14 protein-coding genes and 1 pseudogene are annotated in these 15,260 nt (G+C 68.6%); 1 reads left to right on the top strand and 14 read right to left on the bottom strand.

Going from position 1 to position 15,260, the window contains the following annotated elements; all coding sequences use genetic code 11:
* The first annotated feature begins 52 nt into the window (after positions 1 to 52).
* A pseudogene (locus ABIB26_RS05915) lies at positions 53 to 879 on the top strand (DUF1206 domain-containing protein).
* 47 nt (positions 880 to 926) lie between these two features.
* Here ABIB26_RS05915 and ABIB26_RS05910 read toward each other — a convergent pair.
* The 14 genes from ABIB26_RS05910 to ABIB26_RS05845 all read right to left on the bottom strand — a co-directional run bounded on the left by ABIB26_RS05910 (position 927) and on the right by ABIB26_RS05845 (position 15,174).
* A complete protein-coding gene (locus ABIB26_RS05910) occupies positions 927 to 1,211 on the bottom strand; it encodes a hypothetical protein (RefSeq protein ID WP_354240492.1) in 285 nt (94 codons plus the stop codon).
* Positions 1,172 to 1,609, bottom strand: coding sequence for a hypothetical protein (locus tag ABIB26_RS05905; RefSeq protein WP_354240490.1), 438 nt, complete (start codon positions 1,607 to 1,609; stop codon positions 1,172 to 1,174). Before ABIB26_RS05905 ends, ABIB26_RS05910 begins: the two co-directional genes overlap by 40 nt.
* 49 nt (positions 1,610 to 1,658) lie before the next feature.
* Positions 1,659 to 1,925, bottom strand: a complete 267-nt coding sequence (locus tag ABIB26_RS05900; RefSeq protein WP_354240488.1) for a DNA topoisomerase IB-related protein — start codon at positions 1,923 to 1,925, stop codon at positions 1,659 to 1,661.
* A 138-nt stretch (positions 1,926 to 2,063) separates the two neighbouring features.
* The gene (locus tag ABIB26_RS05895) at positions 2,064 to 3,539 is read right to left on the bottom strand and encodes an FAD-dependent oxidoreductase (RefSeq protein WP_354240486.1); all 1,476 of its coding nucleotides are present in this window, start codon (positions 3,537 to 3,539) and stop codon (positions 2,064 to 2,066) included.
* A gap of 177 nt (positions 3,540 to 3,716) precedes the next feature.
* A complete protein-coding gene (gene cobA / locus ABIB26_RS05890; RefSeq protein WP_354240484.1) occupies positions 3,717 to 4,985 on the bottom strand; it encodes a uroporphyrinogen-III C-methyltransferase in 1,269 nt (422 codons plus the stop codon).
* Positions 4,986 to 5,220: 235 nt separating this feature from the next.
* Complete coding sequence (locus ABIB26_RS05885; protein WP_354240482.1) at positions 5,221 to 5,517, bottom strand: putative quinol monooxygenase; 297 nt, start codon at positions 5,515 to 5,517, stop codon at positions 5,221 to 5,223.
* Positions 5,518 to 5,687: 170 nt separating this feature from the next.
* Positions 5,688 to 6,665 (bottom strand): ABC transporter permease, encoded by a 978-nt coding sequence (locus ABIB26_RS05880; protein ID WP_354240480.1) that lies wholly within the window; start codon positions 6,663 to 6,665, stop codon positions 5,688 to 5,690.
* Complete coding sequence (locus ABIB26_RS05875) at positions 6,655 to 7,380, bottom strand: ABC transporter ATP-binding protein (RefSeq protein WP_354240478.1); 726 nt, start codon at positions 7,378 to 7,380, stop codon at positions 6,655 to 6,657. Before ABIB26_RS05875 ends, ABIB26_RS05880 begins: the two co-directional genes overlap by 11 nt.
* Before the next feature lie 42 nt (positions 7,381 to 7,422).
* The gene (locus ABIB26_RS05870) at positions 7,423 to 8,619 is read right to left on the bottom strand and encodes an ABC transporter substrate-binding protein (protein ID WP_354240476.1); all 1,197 of its coding nucleotides are present in this window, start codon (positions 8,617 to 8,619) and stop codon (positions 7,423 to 7,425) included.
* Positions 8,620 to 8,859: 240 nt separating this feature from the next.
* Positions 8,860 to 10,026: an RtcB family protein gene (locus ABIB26_RS05865; RefSeq protein WP_354240474.1), complete on the bottom strand. Its 1,167-nt coding sequence runs from the start codon at positions 10,024 to 10,026 to the stop codon at positions 8,860 to 8,862.
* A gap of 129 nt (positions 10,027 to 10,155) precedes the next feature.
* Positions 10,156 to 11,604, bottom strand: a complete 1,449-nt coding sequence (locus tag ABIB26_RS05860) for a sulfate adenylyltransferase subunit 1 (protein WP_354240472.1) — start codon at positions 11,602 to 11,604, stop codon at positions 10,156 to 10,158.
* On the bottom strand, positions 11,604 to 12,725 hold the full coding sequence (gene cysD, locus ABIB26_RS05855) for a sulfate adenylyltransferase subunit CysD (protein ID WP_354240470.1): 1,122 nt from the start codon (positions 12,723 to 12,725) through the stop codon (positions 11,604 to 11,606). The genes ABIB26_RS05860 and cysD overlap by 1 nt, the downstream gene beginning before the upstream one ends.
* On the bottom strand, positions 12,722 to 13,432 hold the full coding sequence (locus ABIB26_RS05850; RefSeq protein WP_354240468.1) for a phosphoadenylyl-sulfate reductase: 711 nt from the start codon (positions 13,430 to 13,432) through the stop codon (positions 12,722 to 12,724). The genes cysD and ABIB26_RS05850 overlap by 4 nt, the downstream gene beginning before the upstream one ends.
* On the bottom strand, positions 13,429 to 15,174 hold the full coding sequence (locus ABIB26_RS05845; protein ID WP_354240466.1) for a nitrite/sulfite reductase: 1,746 nt from the start codon (positions 15,172 to 15,174) through the stop codon (positions 13,429 to 13,431). The genes ABIB26_RS05850 and ABIB26_RS05845 overlap by 4 nt, the downstream gene beginning before the upstream one ends.
* Between the last annotated feature and the right edge of the window lie 86 nt (positions 15,175 to 15,260).

Genomic DNA, 15,260 nt, shown 5'->3' with positions numbered 1-15,260 from the left:
GACCAGGGAACGGCTGGCTGGGGAAATTCTGAGCGGCGGGACGGCGGGCTGAATGTCAGATCACGAAACTGCTATCGGAGATGCTGCCGACGCCGCCGAGGGGGCGTCCAACAGCACCGTGCTCGACGTCGTCGCGCGTTCCGGTTTTGCTGTGATGGCGCTGCTTCATATCGTGATCGGGGCCATCGCCGTCGCCCTGGTCCTGGGCGCCCAGGGCCAGGCCGAACCGACCGGCGCCATCGAACAGCTCGCGGCCAACCCCTGGGGTCCGGCCGTGACGTGGGCCGGATGCACGGCCTGCGCCGGGCTCTCGCTCTGGCAGCTGAGCGAAGCGACCCTGCGGGCCCGCCATCTCCCGCGGGGCGAACGGCTGGGCAAGCTCGTTTCCTCCGGCTTCCTCAGCATCGCGTACGGCAGCGTCGGGCTGAGTTTCGCCGGCTTTCGCTCGGCAACCGCAGCGATTCGGGTGACTCGACCCGGGATTTCAGCACCGCGCTGGTGCAGAGCCCGTTCGGGGTTCCGCTCCTGATCGGCCTCGGGCTGACCATCATCGGGATCGGGGTGTACTTCATCGTCAAGGGTGTCGGAAAGAAATTCAAGGAGGAGCTGCACCACTTCGAGGGGACGCGCCGCGGACACCTGGTCAGTGCCCTCGGCGTGGCCGGCCACATTGCCAAGGGCGGGGCGCTGATCCTGACCGGGCTGTTGTTCGTAATCGCGGCGGCGACCAACAATCCCGGCTCGTCCACGGGGCTGGACGGCAGCCTGAAGGCCCTGTTGGGGCACCCCTTCGGCCCGTACCTGCTCCTGGCCATCGGGGCGGGGTTTATTGCCTACGGGGCCTTCGCGCTGATCCGGGCTCGTTTCGGCCGGATGTAGCGGCGTCCCGGCTTTGCTAGCTCACGGCCTGCCAGCTCACGGGCTTGCTAGCTCACGGGCTTCCGCAGCGGAACCACTTCGCCTTCCTGGTACAGCAGGGCGCGGATCTCGGACTCGGCGGAGTCCAGCCGTTTCGGGTCGATCGTCTCCCCGGCGGCGAAGTGGTCCAGCAGCCGCGGATCGACGTAGCTTTTCCGGGCGATCGACGGCGTGTTGCCCAGGACTGCGGCCGCGTCCTGCATGGCACGGCTCACCGCACTCTTCCGGACCGAAACTTTCGCCTGCGGGCCGCTCAGCGCCAGGCTGACGGCTGCCGCCGCCGTCCCCCGCATGGGGTGCGGAAATCCTTGGCGGTGAAGTCCTCCCCGGTGCGCTCCTTGACGTACTCGTTGATGTCCGCACTGGACACCGGGTGCCAGCTGCGGCCGTCCTTGTAGGCCAGCAGCCGGGCGTTGCCCCCGCGGCGCTTGAGCTGCCGCACGACGGCGGCGAGGTCGGCGTCGTCGATCCGTGATTCCCAGGTCTTGCCGCTCTTGGCGGGGAAACTGAGCCTGAGCTCGTCCTTGCGCACCTTGACGCGGGCGCAGAGCAGGGTGGCGAGGCCGTGGCTGCCGTTTTCGTTGGTGTAGCGCTCCGAGCCGACCCGCAGCGATCCGCTGTCGAGCGTCCGGAAGGCGGCCGCCAGGACGCGCTCGCGGCTGAGCCCTTCGGAGCGCAGGTCCACGGTCACCAGGCGGCGGCCGGCAGGGTCTCGGCCAGCTGGAGCGAACGGTCGAACTTCAGCCGGTCCTTCCGTTCGCGCCAGCTCGGATGGTAGATGTACTGCCGCCGGCCCACCGCGTCGACTCCCGTGGCCTGGATGTGCCCGTTGTCGTACGGGGAATCCAGACGTCCGTCCAGGCCGGCGGGATGTCGATGCTCTCCAGCCGGTCCCGCACCGGACCCGGAGGCAGCGTCGACCCGCCCAGGTCCCTGTAGCTGAACCCGGTCCCGGCGGGGACCCGGCGGTACCCGCGGCCGGACGCGTTGCTGTGACGGAGCCTCATGACGATAAGCCTACTGACTACCGGCGGTGGATGGGCAAGCGCCCAAACGCCCAGCAACGCGGGGCCACTTCGAGCCCAAGATTCCTTGCGGAATGGGCGGGAAGTGACCCCGCGTTGCATCGTGCTTGTGGCGGCCGCTCAGAGCTGGGCCGACACCCCGCCGCGGCTGATCTCCACCATGTCCCCGCGCGGGACCACCTTGATCCGCTCGCGCTGCACGGGGACACCGTGCGACTCGCCGGCCGCCGTCGCCGTTTCACCCAGCGCCCGCTCGTGCTCGTCCAGGGCCAGCCAGCCTTCCCAGCTGGTGTACTGCACGCCGCGGCCCGCGAGGAGCTCGACGATTGCCTCCGGGGCGGGCGCCGCCGCGAGCGGCAGCTGTGCGCGGTCCTCGAGCAGGTAGGTCACGGTCTCGAGGGCATCGCCCTTGGTGTGGCCGATCAGGCCCACCGGGCCGCGCTTGATCCAGCCGGTTGCGTAGATGCCCGGCACATGGGCGCCGGCGCCGTCCAGGACGCGGCCGCCGTCGTTCGGGACAACTCCCTTGCTGTGGTCGAACTCGACCTCCGGCAGCGAGGAACCGAAGTAGCCGATGGCGCGGTAGACGGCCTGGACCGGGTAGTCAACAAACTCGCCGGTGCCGCGGGCGTTGCCCGTGCCGTCGAGTTCGGTGCGCTCGAACTTGATGCCGGCGACGCGGCCGGGGGCCTCGGCGTCGCCTGTTGTTCCCAGAACCGCGACGGGGCTGTGCAGGAAGTGCAGGTGCAGGCGGCGGGAGGCGGTGAGCTCGGAGAGGTCCTCGGGCTGTTCCGCGATCCAGTTGGTCAGCGTGCCCACCATGGTCTTGGTCTGGTTGTTGCCCTGGATCTGGCGGTCCGATTCGGCGTCGAACTCGAAGTCCTCCGCGTAAAGGATGATGTCCACGTCCTTGGAGTGGGAGAGTTCGCGCAGTTCCAGCGGGGTGAACTTCACCTGGGCCGGGCCGCGGCGTCCGAAGACGTGCACGTCCGTGACCGGGGAGGACTTCAGCCCGGCGTAGACGTTGTCCGGGATCTCGGAGACCAGGAGATCGTCGGCGTGCTTGGAGAGCATGCGGGCCACGTCCAGGGCAACGTTGCCGTTGCCGATCACCGCGACTTCCTTGGCGTCCAGCGGCCATTCCCGGGCGACGTCCGGGTGGCCGTCGTACCAGGAGACGAAGTCGGCACCGCCGTAGGAGCCCCCGAGTTCGATGCCCGGGATGTTCAGGTCCGCGTCCTTGATGGCGCCGGTGGCGAAGATGACGGCGTCGTAGTGGGTGCGGAGGTCCTCGAGCGAGAGGTCTGTCCCGTAGTCGACGTTGCCGAAGAAGCGAATGTCGCCGCGGTCCAGGACCTTGTGCAGCGCGTTAACGATGCCCTTGATGCGCGGGTGGTCGGGGGCGACGCCGTAGCGGATCAGGCCGTAGGGCGCCGGGTAGCGGTCGAAGAGGTCGATGCTCACGGTGAGCTCGCCGCTCTTGACGGCCTCGCTCTTGGTGAGGATGTCCGCGGCGTAGACGCCGGCGGGGCCGGAACCGACGACGGCGACGCGCAGCGGGCGGGCGGCGGTTCCTACGGGCGTGCTGATTGACACGGCTGTGTTCCTTTTGTTCGTTCCGGCCCAACTGGCTCGCAATCGTTGTCGTTTTGAGGGCTCAGAACGACAACAACTGCCAGCTAGTTGGGTGGGTGGGTCTTGGTGGGGCTGGGGCTGGGGGCGGGGTGGGTGGGTGGGTGTGGGTCTTGCCGGGGGGGCTGGGGGTGGGGCGGGCTACGGGGTCAGGACGCGGGGGCTGTTCGGGGTGATGGTGCTGTAGTCGGCGGTCTTGAAGTGCGACGGCGCGAACGGGCTGACGCGGACCACGTCACCGATCACGATCACCGCGGGATTCGCGACGCCGGCGGCCTCCGCCTGGTCCGCGATGGTCCCGAGGGTTCCGATGGTCACCCGCTGGTTCGGCAGGTATCCATTCTCTACGATGCCAACAGGAGTCTCCGGAGGCAAACCGGCGCGGGCCAGCGAGGCGGCGGAATCGCGCAGCTGGCCGACGCCCATGAGCAGGATCACGGTGTGGTCGGCGCGGGCCGGGACCTCGGAGAGTTCCTCGTGGCCGGTGACCACGCTGAAGCCTTTGGCGAGTCCGCGGTGCGTGACCGGGATGCCGGCAGCGGCTGGGACTGAGATGGCCGAGGTCACGCCGGGAACCACTTCCACCTCGACGCCGTTCTGCCGGCAGAACTCGGCTTCCTCGCCGCCGCGGCCTAGGACGTACGGGTCCCCGCCCTTGAGCCGGACCACGCGGTGGCCCTGCAGTGCTTCGTCGACGAGGATGCGGTTGATCTCGGACTGCGGGACAGGGTGGTGGCCGGGGGTCTTGCCGACCTCGATCACGCGGACGTCGGGGGCAAGTTCGTTGAGAAGTTCACGCGGTCCGAGGCGGTCCGCTACCACGACGTCGGCCTGGCCCAGGAGCCGTCGGCCGCGGACGGTGATGAGTCCGGTGTCACCGGGTCCGCCGCCGACGAGGGCCACCGAACCGGTGGCTGATCCCGCGGTTGCCCGGTGCCTGCGCAGCGGCAGGTCGCCGGTTTCCAGGGCGGTGGCGACGGCGTCGCGCAGGGCCATGGCGCGGCGCGGATCTCCCCCGGCGTTCACGGCGATCTTCACGTCATCCACCACCGCGACGGCGGGGGTCCAGGCGGCGGAGGACTCGTGGTCGGAGGCGTTGACGCACCAGATGCGCTGGGACTCGGAGTCAGCGGAAACCTGGGCATCGACCGCGGAGTCGCCGGTGGCGGTCTGGACGAACCAGACGCCGTCGACGTCGGACGGGCGGTAGGTGCGCGGCTCCCAGGTGAGGAGGCCGGCGTCGGCAAGGTCGGCCAGGGCCGGGCTGGCCAGTGGTGCGACGACGGTGACTCGGGCGCCGGCGTCGAGCAGTCCCTTGGCGCGGCGTGCGGCGACGGTGCCGCCGCCTACGACGAGCACGGGGCGGCCGAGGAGGCGCAGCGCCGTGGGGTAAATGTCCTGAATTGCCATGCATCGACGATAGGGCGGCACCACAGCGCGGAACAACGGTGTGGAAACACCCGTTCACGAAAGGTAACGCCGCGTCACATAGCTTGGGGCGGCCCCGGGCGTACTTTGGGGGCGGCTTGGGGGCACCCGGGTAGCGGTCCGGGGGCACTTTGGCGGCCGGGGCAGCCACTCCGGGCTCACACGCCGGTGTGTCCGTGTCAATGTGCCCCCACTCGGCAGGACCGCACGCCTGCGCCTACTTCACCGCGATGAGCTCGATGAGTTTGATGTCCGGGTCCTTGGCGAGCATCGCCGGGCCGTGTTCGCCGAGTGCTGCCGGGATGGCCCCGTTGAGGTGGGCTTGCCGGTCCTCCTCGGTGTCGAAGGTGTCGAAAATGCCGAAGGTGTTCTCGTTGACCCGGAACGCGTACCAGGTCCGTGTGCCCGGCTCATTCAGAACGATCTCCCGGCCGCCGTTGAGGAAGTCCCAGACTTCCTGCTCCTTCCCGGGCTTGGCCTCGACCAGTGCCAGCAGTCCGAATTTTGGTGCCACGGCTGTCTCCTCAGGATTGGGACGGATCGGCCGCACACCGGCCGGTATGCGTGAGTCTAGGCCGGTACCGGGGCCCGGACAAGGAGTCCCAGGGAGGGGGCGAGGACACAGCAGAGCCCGACGGCGGTGGTCGCCGTCGGGCTCTGCTGTTGCGTTTCGCCGCGGGACGACTAGCGGGTGCTGCCGGCGAGGAGGCCCCGGCGGCGCAGCAGCCGCTTTTCAACCGGCGCGAAGACCAGCAGTTCGATCAGGATGCCGACGGCGAGGATCAGCAGGATCGCGGACATAACGATGGTCATGTCGGAGAGGTCGCGGCCCTGGTTCAGCATGGAGCCCAGGCCAAAGCCGATGGAGCCGCCGACGGCGATGATTTCCGCGGCCATGAGGGAGCGCCAGGAGAAGGCCCAGCCCTGCTTGAGTCCGCTCAGGTAGCCGGGCAACGCGGCGGGGAGGATGATCTGCAGCGCCAGCTGCAGCCGGGAGGCGCCCAGGACCGTGCCGACGCTGCGGTACTGCGGCGGGATCTGGTCCACGCCGGAGATCAGTCCGTTGATGATGGACGGGATGGCGCCCATGAACACCACGAAGTACACCGTGGCGTCGGTGAGGCCGAACCAGATGATGGCCGCGGGCACCCAGGCCACGGAGGGCAGCACCTGGAGCCCGGAAATCAGCGGTCCGAAGGCGCGGCGCAGCGGGGCGACCTGGGCCAGCAGGAGCCCCACCGGGGTCGCGATGGCCACGCTGATCAGGAAGCCCACGAGTCCGCGCTGCAGCGAGGTCCAGACGGCTTCCTGCAGCTTGCCCTCGGCCCAGAGGTTGCCGAACTGCCCCAGCACGTCCAGCGGGCCGGGGACCAGGTCGCGCCGCTTGATGCCCAGCGACACATAGAGCTGCCAGACGACCAGCAGGACCACAAGCGCGGCCACCGGGAGCAGGATCCGGCTCCAGTCGATGCGGGCCTTGCGGACGGCGTCGGACTGCAGGGAGTCCAGGCCGGACTCGAGCTCGCGGAGGTCGGCCGTACCGGTCGAGGAACGGGTCAGGGCGGCGTGGACCTTGCGGGTCCCGGGGTCCGAGCCCGGGATGAGGGACGTCTCGGCCGGCTCGGCGGCCTGCGCATAGTGGGCCAGGAACTTACTTGGCATGGCGGCGGATCTCCTCGCGTAGCCGGGCGGTGATGACGCCGGTGAGCTGGCCGGCCAGTCCGGCGTCGGTGCGGTGTTCTTCGCTGACGTGCCATTCCTGCACCACGCGGCCGGGCCGGGAGGAGAGCAGGAGCACGCGCTGGCCCAGCCGGACGGCTTCGCGGACATTGTGCGTGACAAAGACGATGGTGCGCCCGGTTTCCTTCCAGATCCGTTCCAGCTCGTCATGGAGCAGGTCACGGGTGATCGCGTCCAGGGCCGCGAAGGGCTCGTCCATCAGGAGCAGCTGCCGGTCCTGGGCCAGCGAGCGGGCCAGTGCCACGCGCTGGCGCATTCCGCCGGACAGCTCGTGCGGGCGTTTGTCCCCCGCGCCGCCGAGGTGCACGAGGTCGAGCAGCTCATCCGACTTCACCCGGCGGTCGGCTTTCCCGACGCCGCGCAGCTTCAGGGCCAGCTCGATGTTTTCCCGGGCCGTCAGCCAGGGGAAGAGCGCCGCGTCCTGGAACATGAACGCGGCACCGTCGCTGGGCACTTCCAGGGCTCCCGACGTCGGGGCCTCCAGTCCCGCCATGATGTTGAGCAGGGTGGACTTGCCGCAGCCGGACGCACCGAGCAGGGCGACGAACTCGCCCTGCCCGATGGTGGCATTGACGTCGTCCAGCACCGGGGCGCCGTCGCCGAAGCGCTTGCCCAGGTTTTCCAGTACGACTGGCATGGTCACGTCCTTACTTTTGTGGCGGGGTGCGGGGAAAACGGGTCAGTCTTTGCCGAGTCCCTGCGCGGAGATCTTCGTCCCGGTGGCTCCCTCGCCGAGGACACTGTTCAGTGCCGTGAGGTCGAAGATGCCGTTGAGGTCGGCCTGGGTGGTGGTGCCGGCGTCGACGCCGTCCTGGAGCAGTTTCTTGTACGTCCCGGCGAGCGGGTCGACGGTGAAGACAATGTTCTTCAGGGACCGGTCGATCACGTCGGCCGGCAGCGCGGACCCTGCGGATTCCTTGAGCGCGGCGTTGAGGACCGAGGTCTTCTCCGCCGCCGGGGCGGCATTGAGCCAGTCCACGGATTCGGTGTGGCCCTTCAGCAGGGCCTTCACGGTGGCCGGGTGTTCCGCGGCGAACTTCTTGTTGACGATCAGGACGGTGGTGATGAACTCGCCCTTGTCCCAGAGGTCCTTCTCATCGACCAGGACCTTCGCGCCGGCCTGGAGCACCAGACGGGACGCCCACGGTTCCGGCAGCCACGCGCCGTCGAGCTTTCCGTCCTGGAAGAGTTTCAGGGTCTGGGCGTTCTCGGTGGGGTTGATGGCGACGTCGCCGCTGCCGTCCGTGGAGGTCTTGTAGCCCTGCTTGCCGAGCCAGGCCCGCAGCGCCACGTCCTGGGTGCCGCCGAGCTGCGGGCTCGCGAGCTTCTTGCCCTTGAGATCCGCCGCCGAGGAAATCTCCGGCTTGACCACCAGCTGCGCGCCGCCGGACGCGGCGCCGGCGATGACGTTGATCGATTCGCCCTTGCTCTTGACGTAGGAGTTGATCGCCGGATTGGGCCCGATGTACGTGGCGTCGATGGCGCCGGCGTTGAGGGCCTCGATCGCGGCCGGGCCGGCGTTGAAGACCTGGGTGCTGAGTTTGGTGTTTCCGAGGTTCTTGGCGATCAGGCCCCGGTTGACTCCGACCAGGGCCGGGGCGTGGGTGATGTTGCCGAAATAGCCGAGTTTGAGTTCGGCCGCCGGATTGGCGTCGGCGACGGCTGCGGCGGGCGCGGCTTCGTTGTTGCGGGCTACCGTCGACGCCACCGCGGCGCCGGCGCCGATCAGGAGGACGAGTCCGGCGGCCAGGCCGATCTCAAGGGTGCGCTTGCGTTTGGGTTTGCCCGACTCTCCGGCGACGATCCGGGTGGTGCCGGGCGTAGGCCTTTCGGCGTCCTGGCGGGCGGGGCTGGGGTTTCCTGGCGTGGATGACATGCGTGAAGTCCTGTTCTGGGGAGTTCCTGTTCTGGGGAAGGCGGGTTGGCCGGGCGGGTGGTCAGCGCCGGCGACATCGCCCCCGGAACGTCCGGCTGCGTCTGCCGGGGAGGCGTTCAGTGGTTGTCATGGATTCACCATAGGGAGTGTCCTTAACGAGGTTCAATGGTGCGGAAACCCGGGGTCACGCTAGTTCATGCAACGTCATATGCGGGCCCGCCATCCGTGCTCTTGAGCTCATCAATCGCCTTTAACGTTGACGAGCTGCCGGAGCTTGTGTCGTATCTTGACAAGGTCAGCGGAGTCGCGCATCACCTGGTCGATCGGTTTGTACGCCGCCGGGATCTCGTCGATGAATGCCTCGCTGGGACGGAATTCGATGCCCCGCATGGCGGCCTTCAGTTCGGCCAGTGAAAAGATCTTCCGCGCGGCGGTCCTCGAGTATTCCCGCCCGGCGCCGTGCGGCGACGAGTTCAGGGACACGGGGTTCCCCAGCCCGACGACGACGTAGGACGCCGTGCCCATGGAGCCGGGGATCAACCCGGCGTCCCCCGCTGCAGCCCTGATCGCCCCCTTGCGCGAGACCCAGACGGATTTGCCGTAGTGCTTCTCCTGCGCGGTGAAGTTGTGGTGGCAGTTGATCCGTTCAGCCTCCCGGACGCGACCGCCCGTCCATGATTCAAACTGCCGGACCACGCGGTCCATCATCTCCTCACGGTTCAGCAGTGCGAAGTGCTGGGCCCAGCGGAGTTCCCTGATGTAGCGGTCGAATTCGGGGGTGCCCTCCTCGAGGTAGGCCAGGGCAGGATGCGGCAGGACGACGTGCCGCATCCGGACCCCGCTCCGGGCCTCGGCGATGTGCCGCTGCGCGAGCTTGTTGCCCACGCCGCGGGACCCTGAATGCAGGAACAGCCACACGGCGTCCGTCTCATCCGCGCACACCTCGATGAAATGGTTGCCCGAGCCCAGCGATCCCAGCTGCAGCTTCCAGTTCGCGGCGTACTGGGCGGGGTCGAAGCCCGCGTCCGCTGCCATTCGCCGCAGCTCGGCCAGCCGCGGTTCGGCGGTGGCGGTGATCCTCCGGTTGTACTTGCCCGCGGACAGCGGAATGGCGTGCTCGATGCCCTCCCGCAGGCGTTTCCGGTCCTTGGGCAGCTCCTTGAGGGCATACTGCGTGCGGACGGCAATCATGCCGCAGCCGATGTCGACGCCCACGGCGGCAGGGATAACGGCACCAAGGGTGGGGATGACGGATCCCACGGTGGCGCCCAGGCCGAGGTGGGCGTCCGGCATCAGCGCCAGATGCGGGTAGATGATGGGCAGCTGCGCCGTGGCCAGCGCCTGCTCGCGGGTCTTGTCATCCAGGATTGACGCCCAGCTGATGAGCCGGCTGTTGATGACTTCCACGGCACCCCTCCCTGACGATGAAAAGCGGCGAATTCGCGGGACACGCTCGGGGTCGCCGCAAGTTTACGGCGACCCCGCGCGCGTCCGGCGAACCCGCGGATAGCCGGCGGGGCAGGTTCGGCTGAGCGCTCAGATCGAGTAGCGCTCGTCCTCATGGTCGCCCGGGTGGTCCTTGACCAGGCCTGCGGCGAGGGTGTTGCCGTCCAGCGGGTCGATCACGAGGAACGCGCCGGTGCGGCGGTGGTGCAGGTAGTTCTCCAGCGGCAGCGGCGCGGCGAGCCGCAGCTGGGCGTGGCCGATGTCGTTGAGCTCCAGGGTGGAGGTGGGTTCCAGCTGGAAGTTGGCGAGGTCCAACTTTCCCGTCACGTTCCGGACCAGGGCCTGGACAGTCCGGGTGCCATGCTTGACCAGCACCTTGGCGCCCTCGCGGAGCGGTTTCGGCGAGAGCCAGCAGAGCGCCGCATACAGATCGGCCGACGCCTCCCGGATGGTTCCTGTGGCCGCGATCGTGTCCCCACGTGCCACGTCGAACTCGTCCGCGAGGCGCAGGGCCACCGATTGCGGGGCCACGGCCTCGGTGAGCTCGCGCCCGGCAAAGTCGATGCCGGTCACCGTGGTGGTGCGCGGGGCCTGGCCGGGCGTGAGGACGCTGACCTTGTCCCCCAGCTTCACCGACCCTTCAGTGATCTGGCCGGCGTAGGCGCGGTAGTCCCGGTACTTTTCCTCGTCCAGTCCGGCGGCGACGGCGTCGGGAGCGAGCGCCCCCTGCGGCCGGACCACCAGCTGGACGGGGAAGCGGAAGCTTTCCAGGTGGCTTTCGAGTTCGTCCGCGGCCGGCAGTGTCTCCAGGACTTCGAGCAGTGCCGGGCCGTCGTACCAGGGAGTGCGGTCCGAGCGGTCCACGACGTTGTCGCCGTCGAGCGCGGACACCGGGATGACGAAAAGATCGGCGTCGCCACCCGTATTTGATTCATCACGGCCGAGCCCGAGCTCGCGCCCTACCTGCTGGACGTCGGCCTCGATCTCGCGGAACACGTCCTCACGGAAGTCCACAAGGTCGATCTTGTTCACGGCCACGATCACGTGCGCCACCCGCAGCAGCTGCAGCACGGACAGGTGGCGGCGGGTCTGTTCCAGGACACCCTTGCGTGCATCGATGAGCACGACGACGGCATCCGCGGTGGACGCGCCGGTCACCGTGTTCTTGGTGTACTGCACGTGGCCGGGGCAATCCGCGAGGATGAAGCTGCGGCGGTCCGTGGCGAAATAGCGGTACGCGACGTCGATGGTGATGCCTTGTTCCCGCTCGGCACGCAGGCCGTCGGTCAGCAGCGCAAGGTCAATCGCCTGGACACCGGCTGCGCCGGCTCCGCCGAAGCCGCGGTCCGCGGAGGTGCGGGCCACGGCGTCGAGCTGGTCGGCGAGGATCGCCTTGGAGTCATGCAGGAGCCGGCCCACGAGGGTGGACTTGCCGTCGTCGACCGAGCCGGCGGTGGCGAAGCGGAACAGGGTGGCGTCCTTCAGGGGGGCCTCGTCAAGAAGCGCAGCCGCGCGGGCTGTGTCGATACCGGTGCTCATTAGAAATAGCCGTCCTTCTTGCGGTCTTCCATGGCGGCCTCGGAGATCCGGTCATCTGCCCGGGTGGCGCCACGTTCGGTGATGGTGGAGGCGGCAACTTCAATGACGACGTCGCGCACGGTAGCGGCGGCCGATTCGACGGCGCCGGTGCAGGACATGTCACCGACCGTCCGGTAGCGGACGGTCTTGGTGATGACCTGTTCGTCCTCGCGCGGCAGCGAGACCTCGCCGACTGCCCGCCACATGCCGTCCCGGGCAAAGACCTCGCGGTCGTGGGCGTAGTAGAGGCCCGGGAGGTCGATGCCTTCGCGTTCGATGTAGCGCCAGACGTCGAGTTCGGTCCAGTTGCTGATCGGGAACGCACGGACATGCTGGCCCACGGTGTGGCGGCCGTTGTAGAGGTTCCAGAGCTCGGGGCGCTGGTTGCGCGGGTCCCATTGGCCGAATTCGTCGCGCAGGCTCAGGATCCGCTCCTTGGCGCGGGCCTTGTCCTCGTCCCGGCGGCCGCCGCCGAAGACGGCGTCGAACTTGTTGCGCTGGATCGCGTCCAGCAGCGGGACGGTCTGCAGCGGGTTGCGGGTGCCGTCGGCACGCTCGGCCAGCTCGCCGCTGTCGATGAACTCCTGCACGCTTCCGACGACGAGCCTGAGCCCCAGCCGCTCCACGGTCCGGTCGCGGAACTCGATGACCTCGGGGAAGTTGTGCCCGGTGTCCACGTGCAGCACGGGGAACGGCACCTTGCCGGGCCAGAAGGCCTTCGTGGCGAGGTGCAGCATCACCACAGAATCCTTGCCGCCGGAGAACAGCAGCGCAGGCTTCTCGAACTCGGCCACGACCTCGCGGATGATATGAATCGCCTCGGACTCGAGGGTGTCCAGGCTGGAGAGGCGGGCCGGCGCTGAGACGCCGATTGCCGCCCCCGCCCCTGCGCCGCGCGGCTGATCTCCGATCAGCCCAGCGCGCGGCTCCAACAGGCCCGATGCCACTCCCTGGGCGGCAATCGGCGTCTCAGCAGCGTCGTTGTCCAGCACAGACAGCTCTAGGTCCTCGTTGGTGAAGGGGGCGGCATCTGCTGTGGAGGCGTAGCCATCCGTCGTCGTCGTCGTGCTCAAGTTGCTCATACGTGAAGTCCGCATTCTGTCTTGTCGGTTCCTGCCCAGCGGCCGGCGCGGGGGTCGTCGCCGGGCGCCACCTTGCGGGTGCAGGGCTGGCAGCCAATGGACGGGTAGCCCTGTGAAAGCAGCGGGTTGACGGGAAGGAGGTTGTCATCGGAGTACTGCACCAGCTGGTCGAAGCTCCAGGCCGCCACCGGGTTGACCTTGACCAGGCCGTTGGTGTCGTCCCAGGTGACCAGCGGGGTGTTGGTGCGGGTGGGGGCCTCGTCGCGGCGGACGCCGGTGAACCAGAGCTCGTAGCCGGCGAGGGTGCGGCGCAGCGGCGCCACCTTCCGGAGGGCACAGCACTGGGCGGCGTCGCGGGCGAAGAGGTCCTTGCCGAGGAGCCGGTCCTGCTGCTCCACCGTGTTCTCCGGCAGCACGTCGACGACGTTGACGCGCAGGTTCGCGGCGACTTCGTCACGCGTCGCGTAGGTTTCCGGGAAGTGGTAGCCGGTCTCCAGGAACAGCACGTCGACGCCGGGAAGCTGGTCCGCGACGAGTGCCGGCAGGACGGCGTCGGCCATGGAGCAGGCGACGGCCACCGCGGGCAGCTCGAAGTTGCGTGCCACCCAGGCGATGACCTCGCGGGCCGGGGCATCCCAGCCGAGCTCGGCGGCGCCGGCCTCGGCGAGAACCTTGAGCTCCTCGTGGGTGCGGAGGTCAGTGCTCATTGCAGGTCCCCCTCGTCGGCGGCGAAGGCCCATTCGGCGAAGGTCTGGTCCCCGGACCGGTCGGCCACGAATTTCCGGACCACGCGTTCGACGTAGTCGGGCAGCTCATCGGCGGTGACCTTGAGGCCGCGGACGGTGCGTCCCAGGCCCGCTTCTTCACGGTCGGTGGACGCCAGCCCGCCGCCGAGGTGGACCTGGAAGCCGGGGGTGGGGTCGCCGTCGGGCGTTGGCAGCATCATGCCCTTGAGGCCGATGTCCGCCGTCTGGATCCGGGCGCAGGAGTTGGGGCAGCCGTTGATGTGCAGCGAGAGTGCCTGCGGGAGCTGTTTGCTCTCGGCGAGGTCGGCCAGGCGGCGTTCCAGTTCGGCGACGGCGGTGGCCGCCGTGAGCTTGGTTTCCACGATGGCGAGCTTGCAGTATTCGATGCCGGTGCAGGCGATGGTGCCGCGGCGGAACACTGACGGCTTGGCCGACAGGCCCAGGGCGTCGAGCTCTGCAACGAGCGGTTCCACCTGTTCCTGGGGCACGTCGAGGACCACGAGCTTCTGGTGCGGGGTGGTGCGCAGCCGCTGCGAGCCGCGGGCTTCCAGCGTGGCCGCCAGCTTGACGAGCTGGCTGCCGGAGAGGCGGCCGGCCAGCGGGGTGGCGCCGATGAAGAACTTGCCGTCCTTCTGTTCGTGCACGCCGATGTGGTCGCCCGGGGAAGAGGGCTTCGGGGCCGCCGGGCCGTCGGCGAGCTTGTATCCGAGGTATTCGTCCTCGAGGACCTGGCGGAACTTCACCGGTCCCCAGTCGGCCAGCAGGAACTTCAGCCGGGCCTTGGTGCGCATCCGCCGGTAGCCGTAGTCGCGGAAGATGCTGGTCACGCCCAGCCAGACGTCGGCGGCCTGGTCCGGCCGGACGAAGGCGCCCAGACGCTTGCCCAGCATCGGGTTCGTGGAGAGCGCGCCGCCCACCCAGAGGTCGTAGCCGATCCCGAGTTCCGGGTGGACCAGGCCCACCAGGGCGACGTCGTTGATTTCGTGGACCACGTCCTGGCTGGGGTGGCCCGTGATGGCGGTCTTGAATTTGCGCGGCAGGTTGGCCAGTTCCGGGTCGCCGATGAAGCGTTCGGCGAGCTCACGGATCAGCGGCGTGGGGTCGATGATCTCGTCCTTGGCGATACCGGCGACCGGGGAGCCCAGGATGACGCGCGGAACGTCGCCGCAGGCTTCCGTGGTGGACAGGTCCACGGATTCGAGACGGCGCCAGATTTCCGGCACGTCCTCGACCCGGATCCAGTGCAGCTGGATGTTCTGGCGGTCGGTGAGGTCGGCCGAGTCGCGGGCGAAGTCCACGGAGATCTGGCCGATGACGCGCAGCTGTTCGGTGGTGAGGGCGCCGCCGTCGATCCTGACGCGCAGCATGAAGTACTTGTCCTCGAGCTCATGCGGCTCGAGCGTGGCGGTCTTGCCGCCGTCGATCCCGGGCTTGCGCTGGGTGTAAAGCCCCCACCAGCGGAAGCGGCCATGCAGGTCCGTGCCGTCGATCGAGTCGAAGCCGTGCTTGGAGTAGACGGACTCGATCCGCTCGCGCACGTTCAGGCCGTTGTCTTCCTGCTTCCAGGTTTCGTTGGCGTTCAGCGGCGCCGTGCCGTCCACCTTCCACTGCCCGTGCGGCTTGGCGGCGGGACGGGAGGGTCGTTTGGTGCGGGCTTCGGCAGCCTGGTCCGGGGACGCTCCGGCTAGAGCTGTATCAGTCATGGATCGACTGTAGGGCCGGCCGTAATCCCGTCACAAAGGGTCAGAAACGCGAGGTCACCTAGGGCAACATTTCGTCACGAAGCCCC

It is taken from the genome of Arthrobacter sp. UYEF20 (genome assembly GCF_040546335.1).
Lineage (GTDB): Bacteria > Actinomycetota > Actinomycetes > Actinomycetales > Micrococcaceae > Arthrobacter.
This window is presented reverse-complemented; position numbering and strand designations above follow the sequence as displayed.

Bases quoted from the DNA above. Each gene is read 5' to 3' on its own strand.
- ABIB26_RS05900 (WP_354240488.1), bottom strand. From the start codon at position 1,925: ATGAGGCTCCGTCACAGCAACGCGTCCGGCCGCGGGTACCGCCGGGTC.
- cysD (WP_354240470.1), bottom strand. From the start codon at position 12,725: ATGAGCAACTTGAGCACGACGACGACGACGGATGGCTACGCCTCCACA.
- ABIB26_RS05850 (WP_354240468.1), bottom strand. From the start codon at position 13,432: ATGAGCACTGACCTCCGCACCCACGAGGAGCTCAAGGTTCTCGCCGAG.
- ABIB26_RS05870 (WP_354240476.1), bottom strand. From the start codon at position 8,619: ATGTCATCCACGCCAGGAAACCCCAGCCCCGCCCGCCAGGACGCCGAA.
- ABIB26_RS05880 (WP_354240480.1), bottom strand. From the start codon at position 6,665: ATGCCAAGTAAGTTCCTGGCCCACTATGCGCAGGCCGCCGAGCCGGCC.
- ABIB26_RS05910 (WP_354240492.1), bottom strand. From the start codon at position 1,211: ATGCGGGGGACGGCGGCGGCAGCCGTCAGCCTGGCGCTGAGCGGCCCG.
- ABIB26_RS05845 (WP_354240466.1), bottom strand. From the start codon at position 15,174: ATGACTGATACAGCTCTAGCCGGAGCGTCCCCGGACCAGGCTGCCGAA.
- ABIB26_RS05860 (WP_354240472.1), bottom strand. From the start codon at position 11,604: ATGAGCACCGGTATCGACACAGCCCGCGCGGCTGCGCTTCTTGACGAG.
- cobA (WP_354240484.1), bottom strand. From the start codon at position 4,985: ATGGCAATTCAGGACATTTACCCCACGGCGCTGCGCCTCCTCGGCCGC.
- ABIB26_RS05875 (WP_354240478.1), bottom strand. From the start codon at position 7,380: ATGCCAGTCGTACTGGAAAACCTGGGCAAGCGCTTCGGCGACGGCGCC.